The 20,248-nt window shown below is 64.9% G+C and carries 10 protein-coding genes; 4 read left to right on the plus strand and 6 right to left on the minus strand.

Going from position 1 to position 20,248, the window contains the following annotated elements; all coding sequences use genetic code 11:
* The first annotated feature begins 147 nt into the window (after positions 1-147).
* Both BTJ49_RS10535 and BTJ49_RS10540 read left to right on the plus strand, forming a co-directional pair.
* Positions 148-486 (plus strand): P-II family nitrogen regulator, encoded by a 339-nt coding sequence (locus BTJ49_RS10535; RefSeq protein WP_113065345.1) that lies wholly within the window; start codon positions 148-150, stop codon positions 484-486.
* Between the two features lie 20 nt (positions 487-506).
* Positions 507-1,838 (plus strand): ammonium transporter, encoded by a 1,332-nt coding sequence (locus BTJ49_RS10540; protein ID WP_113065346.1) that lies wholly within the window; start codon positions 507-509, stop codon positions 1,836-1,838.
* A gap of 144 nt (positions 1,839-1,982) precedes the next feature.
* On the opposite strand, the gene BTJ49_RS10545 is transcribed toward BTJ49_RS10540, so the two are convergent.
* The 6 genes from BTJ49_RS10545 to BTJ49_RS10565 form a co-directional block, all read right to left on the minus strand.
* Positions 1,983-2,741 (minus strand): hemagglutinin repeat-containing protein, encoded by a 759-nt coding sequence (locus BTJ49_RS10545; protein ID WP_113065347.1) that lies wholly within the window; start codon positions 2,739-2,741, stop codon positions 1,983-1,985.
* 371 nt (positions 2,742-3,112) lie between these two features.
* A complete protein-coding gene (locus tag BTJ49_RS15530) occupies positions 3,113-3,376 on the minus strand; it encodes a hypothetical protein (RefSeq protein WP_146742321.1) in 264 nt (87 codons plus the stop codon).
* 1 nt (position 3,377) lies between these two features.
* The gene (locus tag BTJ49_RS10550; RefSeq protein WP_168184714.1) at positions 3,378-13,547 is read right to left on the minus strand and encodes a hemagglutinin repeat-containing protein; all 10,170 of its coding nucleotides are present in this window, start codon (positions 13,545-13,547) and stop codon (positions 3,378-3,380) included.
* 140 nt (positions 13,548-13,687) lie between these two features.
* Positions 13,688-15,328 carry a ShlB/FhaC/HecB family hemolysin secretion/activation protein gene (locus tag BTJ49_RS10555; protein WP_168184715.1) on the minus strand — a complete coding sequence of 547 codons (1,641 nt, stop codon included), beginning with the start codon at positions 15,326-15,328 and terminating at the stop codon, positions 13,688-13,690.
* 347 nt (positions 15,329-15,675) lie between these two features.
* Positions 15,676-17,088, minus strand: coding sequence for a mannose-1-phosphate guanylyltransferase/mannose-6-phosphate isomerase (locus tag BTJ49_RS10560; RefSeq protein ID WP_113065350.1), 1,413 nt, complete (start codon positions 17,086-17,088; stop codon positions 15,676-15,678).
* Between the two features lie 29 nt (positions 17,089-17,117).
* Entirely contained in the window at positions 17,118-18,395 is a 1,278-nt protein-coding gene (locus BTJ49_RS10565; RefSeq protein WP_113065351.1) for a nucleotide sugar dehydrogenase, read from the minus strand.
* A gap of 120 nt (positions 18,396-18,515) precedes the next feature.
* Here BTJ49_RS10565 and BTJ49_RS10570 point away from each other — a divergent pair, with 120 nt between their 5' ends.
* A complete protein-coding gene (locus BTJ49_RS10570) occupies positions 18,516-19,544 on the plus strand; it encodes a phosphotransferase (protein WP_113065352.1) in 1,029 nt (342 codons plus the stop codon).
* A gap of 1 nt (position 19,545) precedes the next feature.
* A complete protein-coding gene (murU, locus tag BTJ49_RS10575) occupies positions 19,546-20,247 on the plus strand; it encodes an N-acetylmuramate alpha-1-phosphate uridylyltransferase MurU (RefSeq protein WP_113065353.1) in 702 nt (233 codons plus the stop codon).
* Position 20,248: the final 1 nt, after the last annotated feature.

Here is a 20,248-nt window from a genome sequence, read left to right on the forward strand (position 1 = left end):
AGCATCCCCCGACTGGGCGCACAGCATGGTGCAAATCGGTTGCGCACCGCGCGACGATCATCGCAAACCATTGATTTCATGGATTGAGATGCGTGGCACACCTCGTGCAAGAGCGGCTGCAGACGCTACCGCCACCGGGGAACAACGATGAAATGGGTCACCGTCATCATCAAGCCGTTCAAGCTCGACGACGTGCGTGAAGCACTCGCCGAAGTCGGCGTGCAGGGACTGACCGTCACCGAAGTGAAGGGCTTCGGTCGACAAAAGGGCCACACCGAGCTCTATCGCGGCGCCGAGTACGTGGTCGATTTCCTGCCCAAGCTGAAACTGGAGATCGCCCTGAGCGACGAGCAGTTGGAGCGAGCCATCGAAGCGATCGTCGGCGCGGCGCGCACCGGCAAGGTCGGCGACGGCAAGGTGTTCGTGTCCGACCTCGAACAGGTGATCCGCATCCGCACCTCCGAAACCGACATCGACGCGCTGTGAGCGCACGCCGAGGACATGCCATGAAACGCCGCCCCCTCTCCGTCCGCGCCGCGCTGTTCGCGATGCTGCTCACGCTCGCGCCGGCCGCGCTGGCGCAGCCTCCGACGCCCACGCTGGACACCGGCGACACCGCCTGGATGCTCACCGCCACCTTCCTGGTGCTGATGATGACCATCCCCGGCCTGGCGCTGTTCTACGGCGGCATGGTGCGCGCCAAGAACGTGCTGTCGGTGCTGATGCAGTGCTTCGCCATCACCGCCCTGGTCAGCGTGTTGTGGGTCGTCTACGGCTACAGCCTGGCCTTCGACACCACCGGCATGATCGCCGACACCGTGAATCTGCACTCGGCCATCGGCAGCTTCAAGCAGGTCATGCTGGCCGGCATCCAGCCGTCGAGCCTGTACGGCACCGTGCCGACCAGCGTGTTCGTGATGTTCCAGATGACCTTCGCCATCATCACGCCGGCGCTGATCGTCGGTGCGGTGGCCGAGCGCATGAAGTTCACCGCGCTACTGTGGTTCGTCGCCCTGTGGTTCACCATCGTCTACGTGCCGATGGCGCACATGGTCTGGGGCGGACCCGGCTCGCTGCTCGGCGGCTGGGGTGTGATCGACTTCGCCGGCGGTACCGTGGTGCACATCAACGCCGGCATCGCAGGACTGGTCGCCTGCCTGGTGATCGGCAAGCGCCACGGCTACCCGCACGTGGCGATGGCGCCGCATAACCTCGGCTACACGCTAATGGGCGCGAGCATGCTGTGGCTGGGCTGGTTCGGCTTCAACGCCGGCTCGGCAGTCGCCGCCAACGGCTCGGCCGGCATGGCCATGCTGGTCACGCAGATCGCCACCGCCGCCGCCGCGCTGGGGTGGATGGTCGCCGAATGGCTGCGCCACGGCCGCCCGAGCATGCTCGGCATCGCCTCCGGTGCGGTCGCCGGCCTGGTCGCGGTCACACCCGCCGCCGGCACCGCCGGACCGGGCGGCGCACTGGTGCTTGGCCTGGTCACCGGCATCATCTGCTTCTTCTCCGCCACCAGCCTGAAACGCAAGCTCGGCTACGACGACTCGCTGGACGTGTTCGGTGTGCACGCCGTCGCCGGCATCGTCGGCGCCCTGCTCACCGGCCCGCTGGCCGCTGCGGCATTCGGCGGCTACGGCGACATCGCCGGCCCGTGGTCGCAGCTGTGGATCCAGTTCAAGGGTGTCGCGTTTACCGTCGTCTGGAGCGGCGTGCTGACCCTGGTCATCCTCAAGCTGATCGGCTGGACCATCGGACTGCGCGTCGACCAGGAAGAAGAGCAACTCGGTCTTGATCTCGCGTTGCACGAAGAGCGCGGATACAACCTGAGCTGAAGACATTGATTCACTTACAGCAACGACGCTGGCATCCGCATCGGGTGCCAGCGTGTAGCACATCGCCGATTCGATGCCGGATCGCGCAAGGCTATGCCTGAGATGAAAGCCGCACGCACTGCGTAAGCAGCACCCGCTGGCGCTTCAGGCGCTGTAGCTGGCTTCATTCTGGATGTCGGAGTAGCTCAGGCTGCCGGTCGAGAACAGGTTCTTGCTCGGATCGGCCGTACTGGCGATCACGCCGCCGGTCAGGTCGGTGTGGTGGCCTACGTAGATGTTGTAGCCACCGTCGCCCGCGGCGATGCCGCTGGTCTGAGTGACGCTCTTGTACTTCGAGTCGGTCTGTCCGGCGCTGGCCGAGCCACTAACGCCCGCGCCGCCACCGCTGAAGCCGTAGACGACGGTCACGCTGCCCAGCCAGTTATTGCTGGCGTAGTCGTTGGTGTCCTGCTCGCTGGCGATGTTCAGATCGTGGCCAATATCGGCCAGCACCGTGTTGCCGGTCGCCTGCGCGCCCTTGATGGTGGCGTCGTGGCCAGCGATGAGGCTCAGCGTGTCGTCGGCGTTGACCTGGGTGTCCAGGTGCGTGGTGCCGTTGCCGTGAGTGCGGCCCTTGCCGCCACTGACGGTGGCGTAGATGCCGGTGGTCTGGCCGATACTGACGCCGACTTCGCCGCCGGCATTGGCCTGCGACTGGTGCTGCGTGTGCTGTTCGGCCTGGCTCAGAAGGTTCAGATCATGGCTGGCCGAGAGACCCACATTCTGGCCGTGGACCTGGCTGCCGATGACATCGAGATCACCGTTCGTCGCGGCGATGGTGACGTCGCCCCGGCTCTTGATATGACTGCCGTAGGCGACGTCGTCGTGGGTGTCGCCGTGGCTGTTGTACGTGCTGGCGCCGATGCCGAGCCAGAAACCCCGAACTCACTTATTCAAACGCTCATAAGTGCACCTGGAACCGTTATTGAAAGATGCGCGCGGACAGGCGCCGGACAAGTCGCCACTGTCCGCGGGAAGCATGCGCGAGAGGCTGGAAAGCGGGCAGCCATGAGCAAGAAATCGCCAATCGTGATGACTTTGGGAAGGCAAGAAGCGAGAACTGAGCAACTCATCACCAGCTCGACACACCGGTTCCCGAAAAACAGCACCTCGGGAACAGGAAAGTCACGTGCGGACAGTGCGGACGGGGCAACTTGCTCGTCGTCACAACCGAAATCTTTTGCTCTTGGCGGAAAGCAAGAAAGCAACTGCGCGCGAAAACCGGCAACGTGAAATCAACGCGGGAAAGAGAGCCCAACATTGAACTTATCACACATGAAACCCTCGGAAGCCGGATTTTGAGGTGTTCTGTCTACGGACCAATATCGAAGGGACGGAGCCTGCTCGGCAATCATCGAGCGAAGCCTCGGGTTCAATGCATCTTTCATGTGCACGACCTGCTTCGCTTGCGTCCACCCTTCGGAAATTTTCTCAACAGCGTTACCGTCATCCAAGGCCAGCTGAACTGCCTTTTCGACAAACGGTGAAGCAATGTTCATCTCAATGCCCTAAGTTAATGGTCTTGATCAACTTCAGATTTTTCTGATACCAGCGGATAAAGAATTGGTTCGCACCTCCAGGTCCAAGCGCTGGATTTTCTTTCACCACTCCTGTTGGGACATGAATGTCATCTAGGACTTCGTACATTCCCATCTGCGGTCTATAGCCAAACACAGGGTGCGGAGAAACTTGGAGGCTCTGGAACAAATTCGCACTGTTAGAATTGGCATCAGTCAAGGCTTGAAGATCCGTGTAATACGCCGATTGACCAGGCAATCCTCCGTAAACGAGGCTTCCCTTGGGCAAGGTCGTCATGCTCCAGCTATCTGCCTGATAGCCCCACTGAACCTGATCGCTTTTAGCGACAAAAATGTCGAAGTTCGAGCTAGCATGAGCAGACTGGCTCTCGGCAATGTTTCCGGTCACCCGCTCGATCATCTGCAGTACGTTGCCACCGCCTTGGGTGACATTCGCGCTTCCGTACAGCGCCTGCAAATTCTCCAGCGTCAACGAGTCATTGCTGCCCAGCGATTGCCACAGCGGTGTTTCGTAGACGCTGCCCGCCGCTTTACCGGCGCTCAGTAACCCGCCTCCTTCAGCTGCGGCGGGTGCTAGGAGCAACAGCGATTGTCCCACCGCCTGCTTGTACTTGCCATCGGCGATGGAGATGCCAATGGCCGCCGGGGGTGTGCTCAATTCGAGTACGGGCTTCAGCATTTGCAACCAAGAGACTTCATGAATCTCGCTCTCGGTCAGACTCTCCCCTCGACCCACCTTGCGATACAACGCATCCAGCGTCGCTCGGTCGCGCATGTCGTCCGCCACCTGGAGGTATTCCTGCTCGCCGAACTCACTTCCGCTCAGGTCCGTCCGCAGGCCATAGTTCGCCCCAAGGCCCAGTTCCGCCGCGTGATGCTCGGTGTACTCGCCCCGGTACAGCTCGCTGTACAAATTCCAGTTATTCTTTTCCGCTTGCGTCGCCGTGAAGACCTGCTCACCGTTCGGCAGGGCGTAATTGGCCGCATGCGTTGCCAACCATGCCCGGGCTTCACCGTCATCCGGACCCAGCTCGGTTGCCCACTGGTTGTCGACTTGCCTTAGCGCTTGCTCCATGAGCAATTTCTCGGCATCCCGTTCGGAAATTGAATCGTCGGGATGGGCCGCGTTGTAGTCACTGGCATACTCTTTGGCCAGTTCTCCCACGATCAGCGACAGCTCAGCCGGATGCAATTGGCGGTTGTACTGCTCACCATTCAGCGCCGTCACTGCACCCGATCCACCACCGGCTGCCGCACCGACGCCCAGGCTGGCCAGATTCATCAGGCTCCGGCCCTTGACTGAATTCGGATCGATGCCGTGATCGTGCAGGTACTGCTGCATCTGCGCACTGGCCGCTTCGCTGGCGGTGGCACCAACGGCGCCTTGCAGGGCATTACCGCCCCCCAATGCTGCGGTACCCGCACCGATCATGCCGTGCAGGATCGTCTTGTATTCGCCACCGTCGCCCCAGGCCTTCATGCGGGCTTCGGCATCGGCCTCCTCCGCACTTCCTTCAGCTGCGTTGTACTTGTCGTTGACGGCCTTGTTGTACTCGTGCTCCGCAATCGCGCCCACGGTACGCATGCCGACATAACCGGCGACCTGGCCTGCTTCCTGGTTCTCAGCCACCTTCTGCGCATCGAAGATGGTCTTCAGGCCCTGTGCGTCGATGTCCGGGTTGCGATCCAGGCCCGACAGGTTTTGGCCCGGATTGTTGCGGATATCGATGGTGCCCTGCGCGATGCCGGCGTGGGTGACGCTGCTTGAGCTCTTGCCCTGTGGGATGCTTCCGCTGGGCGCAAAGCCGCTCATGCCATTGCCGACCTGGCCGGTGCCGTAGCCGCCGCCGACGCTGGCGCTCCAGGCGCTGTAGCTGGCTTCGTTCTGGAGGTCGGAGTAGCTCAGGCTTCCCGTCGAGAACAGGTTCTTGCTCGGATCGGCCGTGCTGGCGATGACGCCGCCAGTCAGGTCGGTGTGATTGCCTACGTAGATGTTGTAGCCACCGCCGCCCGCGGCGATGCCGCTGGTCTGGGTGACGCTCTTGTACTTCGAGTCGGTCTGCCCGGCGCTGGCCGAGCCGCTAACGCCCGCGCCGCCGCCGCTGAAGCCGTAGACGACGGTCACGCTGCCCTGCCAGTTGTTGCTGGCGTAGTCGTTGGTGTCCTGCTCGCTGACGATGTTGAGGTCGTGGCCGATGTCGGCCAGTACCTTGTTGCCGGTCGCCTGTGCGCCTTTGATGGTGGCGTCGTGGCCAGCGATGAGGCTCAGCGTGTCGTCGGCGCTGACCTGGGTGTCCAGGTGCGTGGTGCCGTTGCCGTGGGTGCGGCCCTTGCCGCCGCTGACGGTGGCGTAGATGCCCGTGGTCTGGCCGATGCTGACGCCGACTTCGCCGCCGGCGTTGGCCTGCGACTGGTGCTGCGTGCGCTGCTCGGCCTGACTCAGCAGGTTCAGATCATGGCTGGCCGAGAGACCCACATTCTGGCCGTGGACCTGGCTGCCGATGATGTTCAGGTCACCGTTCGTCGCGGCGATGGTGACATCGCCCTGGCTCTTGATATGGCTGCCGTAGGCGACGTCGTCGTGGGTGTCGCCGTGGCTGTTGTACGTGCTGGCGCCGATGCCGATGCGCAGGCTAACGCCGGAGCCGTTGGCAGCACCTTGCTTTCCATCCGCATTGGCACCGGTGACCTTTCCGTTTTTGTCGTAGCTGGCGTTGCCGGGAACCACCTGGCCCTGATAGCCCTGCACGCCGAACTTGCTGCCGGTGTAAGCATCGTGCGCTGCATACGCTCCTTGCACTGCGTAAAGTGCCTTCAGGCGTTTGTTTTTGGTCCGACTGATGGCCTGCCCTGAGGCGTAGGCCGACTCCGCCTGACTGACCACACCGCCGGTCAAGCCCGCCATGATCCCGCCGGTGTGCTGCGACTGCGACTGGTGCGTGTCGACACTGCCCATCGCGGCGTCGATGGTGACGTTCTGGCCGACGATGGCGGTGCCGGTCTGGCTGAGCACGTCGCTGCCGGTGATATGCACGTCGTGGCCCGCCGTGAGCGTGACCGCGCCGTCGCTGCTGCCGATCAGGCTGCCGGTCGGGGTGACGTCGGTTTCGCTGGCCGTCTGCGTGCCCTTGGACACGCCGAACATGCCGTGCAGGCCGCTGCGCTGGGCGCCGGTGGTGCGGTTCTTGAAGCTGTGGCTCTCGCTGTGCGTGCTGGTCGCGGTGCCGATGGTCAGGTCGTGGCCGGCGGCCATCACCACGTCGTGGGTGGCGCCGACCTGCGCGCCTTCGGTGGTCAGGTCGTGGCCGGCGGCGATGCTGACGCTGTCGCCGCTGATGGCAGTGCCATAGGCGGTGCGGTCCTCGCTGGTGTCGGTCTGCGACGTGCTGTGGCGGGTGAACAGGTCGCCCTTGGAGGTGCCGGTCAAGATACCCATGCCGCCACCGCGCTTTTTGGTCGTGCGCTGGTGTTGTTCGTCATGGGTGTCGGTGGCTGCGCCGAGGTCAACGTCGTGGCCGGCGCCCAGCACCACGGCCTGGTCCGCGCCGATCTGCGCGCCCTGCGTGGTCAGGTCGTGGCCGGCGGTGACGCTGACGTTGACGCCACTCAGGGTGGTGCCGACGGCGACGCTGTCCTGGGTGGCGTCGTGGGTGGTGGTGCTGGAGCTTGACAGGATGCCGCTGTGCGAACGCTGCGTGTCGCGCGAGGCATCGTGCTGCTCGTTGCCGGCATTCAGGTGCACGTCGTGACCGGCTGCCACGCTGACATTGCCGTGGGCGCTGTACGCGTCGGTCGCCGTGAGATTAGCGTCATGGCCGGCCTGGACGACCACACCGTTGGCACCCTGCAAGCTGGTGCCGCGCAGGGTCTCATCGCGGTGATCTTCGCTCACCGCCGTGCGGCCTTCGGCGTGGTGGGTCAGGCTGTGGTCGACATCGGTGACGGTCTGCAGGTTGATATCGTGACCCGCACCCAGCGCCAGTACATTGCCGGACTGCAGCTGCGCGCCCTGACTGTCGAGGTCGTGGCCGGCGATGGCGGTCAGATTGCCGCCCGCGGAAATCTGGGTCACCACGTTGCGGGTGGTGTCGGTGTGGTCGTAGTGCGGACCTTCCTGACCCGTGGTGCTGGCGACGGCATTGAGGTGGATATCGCCGCCGACCAGCAACTGGGCATCGCCACCGGCGTTGATCGAGCTGGCGGTGATGTTCATGTCGTGACCGGACGACAGGCGCAGCCCCGCACCGGCGGTGATCGGCGCAGCATCCAGGTTCAGGTCGTGCCCTGCGCCCACGCTCAGGTTGCCACCGGCATGGATGCCACCCGGCAATGCGCTGGGCGCAGACAGATCCGGCAGCGCGCCGACCGGCGAAAGATCGACATTGCCCAGCGCGACCGCCGCGTCCAGGCCGCTGCGGATATCGTTCCCCGCGACCACGCTGACGTTGCCGCCGGCGCCGATGCTTCCTCCGTTGAGAATGTCCTGCGCGGCGTCGATGCTGAGGTTCCCGCCGGCACCGATGCTGCCGCTGTTGAGCAGGTTGTTCGCCGTCAGACTGGCATCCTGCCCGGCCTGGATGCTGCCGCCGTTGGTGAGCTGCCCACTGGCATCCAGCACCACGTTCTTGCCGGCGATCTGCGCCCCCTGCTGCGCCAGCGCCTGGGCGTGCGCGGCGCTCAGGTAGACCACCGGCACCAACACCTGCTGGCCGTCGACGTCCTCGCTGACCAGCCAGACCATGTCCTCGGTCAGATCTGCCATCTGCTCGGCCGTGAGCGCCACGCCCACCGTGAGGTCGAAGGACGAGGCCTGCTGAATACCGTTGTCCATCAAGTCGCGATATTGCGCCAGGGCATCGGTATCGCCGGACAGATAGCGATGGCCGGTCAGTTCGGTGATCTGGTCAAGCACCTGGCGCTGCTCGTAGAAACCGTCGCCGAGGCGCTTGTCCACGTTGGACGGGTCGAGTCCGAGGTGATCGAGCAGGTAATCGCTGCTGATGAATTTCGAATAGTCGGCGAAACGCGGATCGGTCTCGACCAGGTAGCGACTGTTCGGGTCCTTGTTGATGTTGTAAAGACCCGATTGCGGCAACTGGATCGTCGCGCCAGGACCGGTCACGACCTGCGGCGCGGCACCGGTTCCCGCCGAAGGAAGCGTGACGGAGCCCGCACCCGCACTTCCCGCACCGACGCTGCCGACGGCCGTGCCGGACGCACCACCGACATGGCTGCCGCCTGCATTCGCACCCAGACTGACCGCGCCGTGCACCGGCTTGCCATCGGCACCGACAGCGGTGTTATCGATGTTGTGCGCGGTGATGCTGAGATTCTGTCCGGCCGTGATCGACGCAGGCGCGTCATCGCCGGGGTTGATGTGAACCCAGGACGGCACCTGACCGGCAGCGAGCGATATCGTGACCGGTCCGGAGACATTCGGCGCGGCCCCCATCGGGTCGTAGGTTTCCCAGCTGCTAGGCACCCAGCAGCGGTGTTTGCCGTTGATCGGCGCGCAGACCTGCGTGTTGTGCAACTCGCCTTCGAAACGAACCTGCCACTGCGCCGAGCGCTGTACCCTGGCGGTCGGTTCCCAGGCGATATTCTTCACCGAACTCTGATTGGTGCCCGACTGGCCGTTGATGGTCAGGTTGCGGCCGGCGGCGATGGTCGACTTGTCGTTGAGCACCGAGCCGTCGATGTGGATGTCGTTGCCGGCCAGCAGCCGGCCTTCTGCGCTGGTGCGCAGCAGGCGCTCGACCGAGACCACGGTGTCATCGAGCAACCCCTGGAACGTGGTCGCGCTGCCGACGCCATAGGGGTAGCCGATACAGCGGTAGTGATCGTTGTTGCGTCCCCCGCAGTACGCGTCGGCCGCAGCCACTTCGGCGGCGCTGACGACCTGCATCGGGTCCACGATCGGCAACTGATGCGTGGTGTCGGGATCGTCGTAGCGATAGCGGACGAGGGTCTGGTTGCGCGTATTCTGCGCCTGCTCGGTGCCGCTGAGCGTGTAGGTTTCGGTTTCGAATACCCGGCGCTCGTTGGTGAACTTGTTCGTGGCAAGACGAACCGTTCCATCGGCCTCGATATCGCCGGAGCGATTGGTGATGGCGCCGGTCGCATGCATGGCACTGTCGGCCGCGAGCACCATATCGCCAGTGGTGAAGATGGTTGCGTCTCGATTGAGGAGCGTGTCGCGCACGTACAGCGCGACGCTGTCGGTCGCGGCGATCAACGCGCTCTGATAGGCGGCGTTGCCGGTCGTGGTGCCGAGGTCCGCGCCGTTGGTGAGACCGTGAACGTACGCAGTGATGCGACCGCCGATGATGGTGCCGGTGTTGTTCAGCTGTGCGGCATGCAGCGTGATGTCGTCGCCTTCGATGCGACCGGCATTGCTCAGCGTCTGCGTCGCAACCAGCGTGGTGTCGGCGCTGTTGATCTTCGCGCCCGCCTGGTTGTGGATGTTGTTCGCGTGCACGGTCAGCGCCGAGACCGCTTCCAGATTCGCGCCGGCGGCATTGGTGAAGTCCCCGCCGAAGTCCAGCGAGAGATCGCGGTTGGCCTTGAGCGTGCTGCCGCTGCGGTTGGTGTAGCTGCCGGGCAGATGCAGGCTCAGGTCGCGACCGGCAACGATGCGACCGCTGCCGCTCAGACCGGAGAATTGCAGGGACACATCGCGACCGGCGTCGAGATCGCCGCCGGCATTGCCCACGCCGCCCAGATTCAAACGCAGATCATGGGCCGCGCCGAAACTGCCGGAGGCATTGCTCAGCGATGCCCCGGCATGGTTCCAGTCGATGTCGCCAGCGGCATAGACAGTGCCCCCGGCGTTGTCGAAACCGCTCAGGTCCAGACCAAGATGCTGGCTGGACACCAGCCGGCCAGACTGGCGGTTGTCGAACTGGCTGGCCTGCACATCGACATCGCCTTGCCCACCCAGCGTGCCGCCGCGATTGTCGAGGGCATGCTGAAGACGGAGTTCGGTCGCGCCCGTGCCGCTGTTGGCCAGACGCCCGCCCTGATTGTCCAGCGCCGATGCCGTCACCGTGAGCGTGGCGGCATCGTCGCCCGAGCCGGCCTCGATGCGGCCCTGCTCGTTCTTGAGCGTGCCGCCCGCATCGATCTGCATCGATTGCATGGCCTGCAGGGCGCCATGGCTGTTGTCCAGCGTGCTCTGCGTCACCGTGGACAGGGCGCTGCCGGCGTAGATCTGGCCCGCGTTGGACAGCGTGTCCGCCTGTACCTGCACGCCGCCATTGCTGCCGATGAAACCGTTCGCGCCGTTATCCAGCGCACCGTTCGTGGTCACGCGCAACAGCGCGCTGCCCACGCCCTTGATCTGCCCACCAGTGTTGCTCAGCGATCCGGCCTGCACGGCCAGCGCATTCGAGGACTGCAACACACCGCCGTCGTTTTTCAGCTGATTGGCTACAGCGGCGCTCAGACTGCTGCCCATCAACGAACCGCCGGTGTTGTCGAATTGGTCTGCATGCACCTGTACGGCATCGGCGAAGCTCAGCGAACCGGCGGCATTGCCGAGCTGCCCACCCGCCTGCAACACCAACGAACCATTGCCGGCGATCTGACCGCTGCCGTTGTGCAAGTTGCCGGCCGTCGTCAACGTCAACGCACCATGGCCAGCGTGCTGGATCAGGCCGTGACCGTTCTCCAGCGCGCCGGCCTGCAGATCGAATGCCGCCGCATTGACCGCCAGCGTGCCGTAGGCGTTGAGAAAGGTCCCGGTCGCATGCAGGACCGCGTCGTCCGTGCCGGTCTGAAGAATCTGGCCGTTGCGATTGTCGAGTCCGGCCACATCGAGATACAGGGTTCCCGCGCGCAACGTACCGCCGTCGGCGCTGTTCGTACCGCCGTTGATGAAATCACCCGCAGCCTGCATGGTGGCCAGGCTTCCCGCCTGCACCCGTGCGCCGCGCGTGACGATGTCGCCCGCATTGGTCACCAGAGCCAACGCGCTGCCGGCCAGCGTGCTGGACCCGGAAAGATCCAGCGTTGCGCCGGACATGGACAGATGGGCTCCGGCCAGGTTCTTGCCGCTGGCGTTCCAGCCGTGCGTGACATCGACGCTCAGATCGCCGCTGTCGGCCAGCGAGCCATCTTCCTGCAGTCCCGCTGCAAGCGTGCCGCCGTTTGCACCATGATCCGCCGTAAGCGCCACGTCCCCCTTGGCGGCCATGACACCGCTGTTGTCCAGTGCATCCGTCGCGCCGGCATCCAGGGTTCCACCGGCGTAGACGGTCCCCGCATTGGTCAGCGTCCCGTCGCTCTGCAGGTGCATATCGGCATCGGCGCGAAGCTGACCTCCGGCACGGTTGCCAAGTGCATCGTTCGCCAAAACGGAAAGGTCGTTGGCCGCCTGCACGGCACCCGCGTTGTTCACGGTGCCGGCATGGATGGCGAGGGATGTCCCGGCCTGTACATCGCCGGTATTGTCCAGCGTCTGCGCTACATCAACCTGCGCGGATCGCGTCGCCTGAACACGACCGGCGTTGTCCAGCATCGCGCCGTTCAGGCGCAATGCGCCGGCGGCATACACCTCCGCATTCGCCGCATTGCTGATGCCGCCGTCAACCGACACATCCATGTCGCCATCCAGCGCATAGAGCTTGCCGCGGTTGTCGAGGCTGCCGCCGTGCAGCGCCAGCGATGTGCCGGCCTGAATGACGTGGCTCGTGAAAAGCGAACCGCCAGCGTCCAGCTGCATGCTGTTTCCGGAGAACACGATGCCCGTGTTGGAGAAATCCCCGAGCGTGTGCAGAGCGGCATCGGTGTTGGCACCGATCGTGCCCGCGTTGTCCAACTCCGCTGCTTGCAGGTTCAGTGCTCCGCCGTCCGCCTGAAACGTGCCTGCATTCGTGACCGAACCGGATACGGACGCATCCACTGCATGCCCCGCCTCCATGTCGCCCTGATTGTCCAGCCCGGCGAGATCGAGGGTGATCGCGCCGCCGGCATAGGCGACCGCATTCGCGTCCTGTGTCAGCACGCCGTCGGCATGAAGAACGAGGTCACCGTCCTGCGACTGCAGCATGCCGCCATTATGCACCGCGCCGCTCACGTCGAGATGCAACGACTGTTCGCCGTACAACAGTCCCGTCACATTCAGTGCACCCGCAGATATACGCGCGGCCTGTGCCGCGGCGCTGCCTGCGATATCGACTTCCTGCGGGGTATCGATATGCAGCGCACCGGTCGCCGAAACCGAACCGTTCAGCACCACGCTGCCGGTATTGGTCAACGTGAAATCGCCATTCTGCGCGGCGATCTCGCCTTCGTTGTTCACGCCGACGCCGGCTTCGGTACCCACCAGATGAATCACGTTCGCGTACATGCCGCCCAGCGCGGCCACATCGATGCCGACGCCGGGCGCATCGCCTTCGCCGTCGATGCGTTGCGCCGACAGGTCGCCGTACGCGATCCGGTTGGCGCCGACGACCACATTCAATCGTTGCGCCCAGAGCTTGGCGTTGAGATCGACCGTGCGCGCAAGCAGATCGACGCGGTCAATGCCGCTGGCGTCCAACCCGCTGCCGCCGATATGGATGCCGCCACGTACCACGCGGAAGGCCGCCAGGCTTCCATCGCCGCCGAATACCGGCGTACCCGTGGTCAACACGCCGCGCGGCGTGTTGATGAATCCGCAGCCGTTACAGCTGATGCCATTGGGATTGGCAATGATGAGCTCGGCCGGAGAACCGGCGACTTCCATGTAACCGTCGAGCTGGCTGGCCTTGGTCGACGTGACCTCGTTGAGAATGATGCGCGCGGAGCCGCTGTTGCTCAGCTTTGCGTTGCCGTAGATGTAGCCGGCCAGTTGTGTCTTGGAGATCTGGGCGCTGTTGTTGAAGATCAGGCCGCGCGAATCGACATCCAGTTGATCGTAGGTGTTGTGCGAAACCCCCTTCGCATTCGGCGCCACGATATTGACCACCGGCGTACCGTTGGCGGCGTGCACGACCTGAGGCTTGTGACCATCGTGCACCGCTGGCGCGACCTGCGCCTGGACGGCGGCAGGCCATCCGATGGTCCAGACCAGCATCGCGGTGTACAACGCACGTATGACGCGGCAGCGCATGGACTGCGGCGGCATGATCCGGTTCAAAAACGATTGCACGTGCGTTTCGGCCTTCATTCTGTATCTCCTTGCGTCCGCAGAGCGCATGGCCGCGAACAGCCCCCTGTCGCGACGTCACCGGGCGGGCCGTCCAGACCGCCCCTGTCGTGGGCACGCCGCTTTTCACGGCTGCCGTTGTCCTAGTACTGGTAGATCAGTTGCATCCCGGCTGCCGGAGTGCGCGTGGAAAAACCGCGCGGCGCACGCAGTGCACAGCCGGCGAAAAAGTCCCAATGGAAACCGTATTTGCCACCACGCGTGCCGATGAAGGCGCCGCCGAGCGTGTGCCCACCGTTATCGGGCGCGCTCGGCCCGCCGACCTGCCCGAGGTCGATGCCGCCGTAGAGGCTGGCGCCGCTGTGTCCCAGGGGAAAGGTCAGACTGTTGCGCCAGAAGTAGCCGCGCTCGGCGCCCAGGGTCCGCTCGCCGTCGAAGCCGCGCACGGTGTAGCGACCACCGATGGTGATGAAGTTCTCAGCGTAGAGACGGCTGCGGGTGTCCTGGGCATGCAACGTGCTGGACCACAGCCATGGACGTTCGCCCCACGTGAACGGCAGGCTCAGACTGACGTCCAGCGTATTGATGATGTAGTGGAATGTCGGCGCCCCGGAGGCATGTCCCGATGCATCGCGCTGTCCGCCGAACCAGGGCACACCTCGACGCTGGGCAAGACTGAGATCGAGCTGCGCCCGCCCCAGGTATCGTCGCTGCAGAATGGCCAGCTCCACCGCGCGCGTATGCCGCCGCTGGACTTCGATTTCCACGCCTTCGATGCTGCTGTGCGCAGTACGGCTGCTGAGCGAGAGGCGTAGTGAAGTCCGGCTGGATGCATTACGGAAGACCATGCGCGTCGCGGAAAGGGACTGGGTGCGCGACCGCCCAGTGCTCTCGAAGGTCTGCTGCGCGCCCTCGATCTGCTGGTGATAGCCGTATCCGGAGGAATCGAAGGCGAAGGTCCAGTTTCCCCACGGCACGCTGTAACGGAAGCTGTTGCTTCGGGTGCCCTTGCGCCATGCGTTGGGACCGACGTAGTACCCCACGTTCATGCTGAAAAGGTCGTTCATGCCGAGGGGCTGGTCGACCGCCAACTGCACGCCGCCCTGCTGCTTGCCTGTCGCTTCGGAGCCGGAGTCGTCGTAGTTGAAGCCGACGCGCATGCGGTGCGTGCGTTTCACGTCGAGCACCAAATCCGAGGTGCCGGGCTGTGCACCGGGAGCAATGTTGATACGCACATCCTGCGAAGGCACCCGCTTCATCTGCTCGAGTCCCTGCTCGATGGCACGCAGATTCAGCAAGTCACCGGGACGCAACGGGAACGCGCTGCGCCAGTCGGCATGCACGGATCCCGATGCGAAGCGGATGCGCCCGACCCGACCTGGAATCAGCAGAAGATGCAGCGCGCCGCCAGAAAGGTTCTGCTGTGGAATCAGCAACCGCGTGGTCACGTATCCGCGCGCGAGAACCAGGTCCGAAGCCCGATGCACGATCTGCTGCAACCCCTGTTGCCCGACGCAACGTCCGACGTAGTGCTGCAGATAACGCGAAACCCAGGAGAACGCCGCCAGATCACGCCCCTTCAGCTGCACGGCATGCAGCTTGAAACACGGCGTTTCCCGTGGGAGGTCGAGCCGATGGTAGTCCGTGTTACGCGATGTCTGGAGTCGGACATGCGGTTCGCTGCGCTCACGCGCCCGTTGCGCCGCCTCACGCTGATCGCGCTGACGCTGTTCCTGCTGCTGTGGATTCGCGACCTGCTGCGCCGAGACCGGGCACGCGAACACGCATGCGCCAAGCAGAACGCATGCCATACCCGTGCGCAAGATAATGGGCTTCGAACGACCGCATGCGTGCCGTTGCGAAGCCGAGCCCCCTGTGTGCTGCATGGCTCCTGCCGTTCAATCCGTTCTTGTTATCACCGCACATCGTGTGCGGCGTCTGTCCGGCGACCATTTTATACGATGATCGATATGTAACGCGATCCTTAACCGCCTCCGAGCGTATGGATCACGTGTACGAATACCGCCATGAAATGTGTCGGAATCGGCCTACAAGGCAACGAACCAGGGAACCCTCACGGGAACCGAGAGCCGTTCCGCCACGATTCCCCTGACTCGACGAACCATCGGCCTCAGCCCGAACGCCCGTAGATGTCCTCGAAGCGCACGATATCGTCCTCGCCTAGGTAGCTGCCGGACTGCACTTCGATCAGCTCCAGCGGCACCTTGCCGGGATTCTCCAGGCGGTGCTTGGTGCCGACGGGGATGAAGGTCGACTGGTTCTCACCGAGGATGAACACGTCCTCGCCACGAGTGACGCGCGCGGTGCCGCTGACCACGATCCAGTGCTCGGCGCGATGGTGATGCATCTGCAGGCTGAGCGACGCCCCCGGCTTCACGGTGATGCGCTTGACCTGGAAGCGCTCGGCCATGTCGACCGAATCGTAGGAACCCCACGGCCGGTAGACCTTGCGGTGCAGCACGGCCTCGCTGCGCGCATCGCCCTTCAGGCGTTCGACGATCTGCTTGACCTCCTGCACGCGATCGCGACGCGCGACCAGCAGGGCGTCGTCGGTGTCGACCACGACGGTGTCGTCGAGACCGATCATCGCCACCAGGCGACGCTCGCTCCAGGCGTAGCTGTTGCGGCAATCGACGGCCATGACGTCGCCGTGATAGGCGTTACCGTCGCGGTCCTGCGTGGCCACTTCCCACAACGCGGCCCAGGAACCGACATCGTTCCAGCCGGCCTCGATGGGCAGCACCTCGGCGGCATCGGTCTTCTCCATCACCGCGTAGTCGATGGAGTCGGACGGACAGGCCTCGAAGGCGTCCTTGTCCAGACGCAGGAAATCGCAATCGCGTGCGGCCTTGTCGAAGGCGTCGCGACAGGCCGACAGCATCTCCGGCCGATGTTTCTCCAGCTCCTGCAGGTAGCGCGAGGCGCGGAACAGGAACATGCCGCTGTTCCAGAAGTACGCGCCGGAGGCCAGGTACTGCTCGGCCGTGGCCGCATCCGGCTTCTCGACGAAGCGCTCGACCGCGCGCACGCCCTCGCCCGGCGCGGCCTTGATGTAGCCATAGCCGGTCTCCGGCGAGCTCGGCACGATACCGAAGGTAATCAGCGCGCCGTCCTCCGCGCGCGGCACCGCCGCCTGCACGGCCTCGCGGAACGCCGCCTCGTCGGCGATGACGTGATCGGAGGGCAGCACCAGAAGCAGCGGATCCGCACCCTCGCGCGTGGCCTGAAGGGCCGCCGCGGCAATGGCCGGCGCGGTGTTGCGGGCAGCCGGCTCCAGCACGATGGCGGACGGCTCGCAACCGACCTGACGCAATTGCTCGGCGACCATGAAACGGTGCCGCTCGTTGGTCACCACCAGCGGCGCGCCCTGCGCCATCATCGGCGCCACGCGCAGCCAGGTCGCCTGCAGCATGGAGTGCTCGCCGGACAGCGCCAGGAACTGCTTGGGGTAACCCTCGCGCGACAGCGGCCAGAGCCGCGTACCGGAACCACCGGACAGCAGAACAGGGATCAGGTCATTCATGCGTACAACATTTCCGTTCTTGAATGCAGTCAGAGCCGGCCGTCGACATCCTCGACCGGGAACAGTCCCTTGACGTCGTAGAGCACCGCGCCCGGCTTGCCGAAGGCGCGTACGCCCTGGGCGCCCAACTCGGCAAACTGGCGATGGGCCACGGCCAGAATGATGGCATCGTAGCCGCCCGCCTGCGGTTCGGCCACCGGCGCGATGCCGCACTCGGTGCGCGCTTCCTCGGCGTCAGCCCAGGGATCGTAGACCTCGACACAGGCATGCGCGTCCTTCAGTTCGTGGATCACATCGACCACGCGCGTGTTGCGCAGGTCGGGGCAGTTCTCCTTGAACGTCATGCCGAGCACCAGGATGCGCGCATCGACGATATGCATGCGGCGCTGGGACAGCAGGCGGATCACGCGATTGGCGACGTATCGCCCCATGCCGCTGTTGATGCGGCGCGCGGCCAGGATCAGGTCCGGATGGTAGCCGCTGACCTGGGCGCGATAGGTCAGGTAGTACGGATCCACGCCAATGCAGTGACCGCCGACCAGACCGGGGCGGAACGGCAGGAAATTCCACTTCGTGCCGGCCGCCGCCAGCACCTGCTGGGTGTCGATGCCCAGGCGGTGGAACAGCATCGCCAGCTCGTTGACCAGAGCGATGTTGACGTCGCGCTGCACGTTCTCGATGACCTTGGCCGCCTCGGCCACTCGGATCGACTCGGCCCGATGCGTGCCGGCGCGGATGATGCGGTTGTACAGTGCATCGACGAACGCGGCGATCTCGGGCGTGGAGCCGGAGGTGATCTTGCGGATGTCGCTGACGCGATGCTCTCGGTCGCCCGGATTGATGCGCTCGGGGCTGTAGCCGCAGGCGAAGTCCTCGTTGAAACGCAGCCCCGACGCCTGCTCCAGAATCGGCACGCAGACTTCCTCGGTGGTGCCCGGATACACCGTGGACTCGTAGATCACCACGTCGCCGGCCTTGAGCACGGCACCGAGCATGGCGCTGGCCTCGCGCAGCGGCGTGAGATCGGGACGCTGCGCCTCGTCGATGGGTGTCGGCACGGTGACGATGAAGACATTGCAGGCACGCAGGTCCTCGCGATCCGCGCTGAAACGCAGTCCCGACGCCGAGGCCAGTTCCTCGGCATCAACTTCCAGCGTATGGTCGCGGCCGCCGCGCAGCTCCTCGACGCGCTCGGCCCGGATGTCGAAACCCAGGACCTCGTCCTGCCGCCCGAACTCGATCGCCAGCGGCAGGCCGACGTAGCCGAGACCGACGATCGCGATACGTGACTTTTCAGACCTTTGCATGGCGCATCCTTCGCTGAAAGTGGCAAGAGTACATGAAGCGCGCCCCGGTCGAGACGCATGGACTCGGCAGCATCGGTGCGAAACGCTATCCTCGTCCCCATTACCGCTCCGCGAAGTCCCATGCCCGCCCTTCCCGACACCGAACGCTGCCGCCAATGCGCCCGCTGGACACGCAGGGCGCTGGATGACGACGACGCCACGCTGGAGATCGCCTCGGCCGACGCCAGCTTCCGCAGCTACTACCGCGTGCACAGCGGCGGGCGCAGCCTGATCGTGATGGATGCCCCGCCCGGCCAGGAGGACATTACGCCGTGGCTGGACATCGGCCGCCGCCTGCGCGCGGCTGGCCTGCACACGCCGGAAGTGCTGGCCGACGACGCCGGACAGGGCTTCGTGCTGATGAGCGACCTCGGCAACACGCACTACCTGGACGTACTCGCCGACGACAACGTCGACGCCCTGTACGGCGAGGCCATGGAGACGCTGCTGCGCATGCAGACCGGCGTCGATCCGCAGGGCCTGCCGCCTTACGACGAGCCGTTCCTGGTCCGGGAAATGGAGCTGATGCCGACCTGGTTCCTGGAACGGCATCTGAGCCTGACGCCCGACTGCGGACAGTGGGACGTGCTGGAACTGGCCTTCCGCCACCTCGTGGTCAGCGCCCTGGCGCAGCCTCGTGTGTTCGTGCACCGCGATTTCCACAGCCGCAATCTTCTGGTCACGCCCGACCGAAGCCCCGGCATCATCGATTTCCAGGGCGCACTCGTCGGGCCGCTGACCTACGACCTCGCTTCACTGCTGCGCGACTGCTACATCGTCTGGGACCGCGAACACGTGGAAGCCTGGACCGAACAATGCCGGCTGCAATGGCGCCAGGCGGGACATCTCGACGCCGACGTCGACGCGGCGCGCTTCCGGCGCTGGTTCGACCTGATCGGTCTGCAGCGGCACATCAAGGTACTGGGCATCTTCTGCCGCCTGCACTACCGCGACGGCAAGGACGGCTATCTGCACGACCTGCCGCGCGTGCTCGACTACGTACTCGACGTCGCCGGCCGCTACCCGGAGCTGCACGACTTCTGCGAACTGCTGCGCCGCGCCGTCGGCGACCGCGACGTCGCGCAAGCCCGCGTCGGGGCGGCGACCTGACGTGCGCGCACTGATCTTCGCCGCCGGTCTCGGCACGCGCATGCGGCCGCTGACCGACCGCACGCCCAAACCGCTGCTGCCCGTAGGCGACAAGCCGCTGATCGTCTGGCATCTGGAAAAGCTGTCCGCCCTGGGCGTGCGCGAGGTCGTTATCAACACCGCGCACCTGGGCGCACAGTTCCCGCCGGCGCTGGGCGACGGCACGCGCTGGGGCCTGCGCATCCACTACGCCCACGAAGGCGACACGCCGCTGGAAACCGGCGGCGGCATGCTGCACGCCCTGCCCCACCTGGGCGACGCACCGTTCCTGGTCGTCAATGGCGACGTCTGGACCGATTTCGACTTCGCGCGGCTACCCGCTTCGCCACGCGACCTCGCACACCTGGTACTGGTCGACAATCCGCCGTTCCACCCTGCGGGCGACTTCCGGCTGGACGCGGAGGGGCGCATGCACGAGGAAGGCGAACCGCGCCTGACATTCGCCGGTATCGGCCTGTACCGTCCGCAGCTGCTCGACGACTGGCGGCGCGTGATCGGCGACGAAGACGGTGCGGCCATGCAACCGCCGCGCTTCGCCCTGGCGCCGCTGTTGCGTGCAGCCATGCGCGAGGGGCGCATCGACGGTCAGCATCATGTCGGTCGCTGGACCGACGTCGGAACGCCCGAACGCCTGCGCGCGCTGGACGCGATGCTGCGCAGCTGAT

The sequence above is a fragment of the Oleiagrimonas sp. MCCC 1A03011 genome, assembly GCF_003267965.1.
Taxonomy (GTDB): domain Bacteria; phylum Pseudomonadota; class Gammaproteobacteria; order Xanthomonadales; family Rhodanobacteraceae; genus Oleiagrimonas; species Oleiagrimonas citrea.